This window comes from Helicobacter sp. 10-6591 (genome assembly GCF_003288805.1).
Classification (GTDB): Bacteria; Campylobacterota; Campylobacteria; order Campylobacterales; family Helicobacteraceae; genus Helicobacter_F.
In genome coordinates this window covers 1-402 of record NZ_NHYK01000056.1, presented here as the reverse complement: position 1 = coordinate 402, position 402 = coordinate 1, and the positions used below count along the sequence as shown (strand labels likewise).

The window sequence follows — 402 nt, the reverse complement described above, 5'->3', positions numbered from 1 at the left end:
TTTTTATTAGCCGTGCTTAAGAGCACATCTGCAATCTGGCGACCATTGAGATCAGGGAATTTCTCTTGCACAAGTGCAGCTGCTCCACTCACAAATGGTGCTGCCATTGAAGTGCCAGATTTTTTGTCGTATTGAGAATCCATCTTGCCTATAGCAGCAGAATATATATCTTCACCAGGTGCTAAAATGCCCCAACTCTCTGCACCATAAAATCCATTAGAAAAATCACTAAGAGCTTTATTGGATTCAAAATTGAGCGATCCATCTTGACTTTTTGTGACATATGCTGGATTAAATGCGCCAACAGTAATCCACGATCGGAGACTCTCATCATAGCGAGGGAGCATGGATTGGATGTTTGGACTTACCATACCTTCATTGCCAGCAGCAAAGACTATCATT

1 protein-coding gene is annotated in these 402 nt (G+C 42.0%); it reads right to left on the bottom strand.

What is annotated here, in order from left to right; all coding sequences use genetic code 11:
• A partial coding sequence (locus CCY97_RS08120) for a S8 family serine peptidase (RefSeq protein ID WP_146744544.1) occupies nucleotides 1–402 on the bottom strand: 402 nt, incomplete at both ends.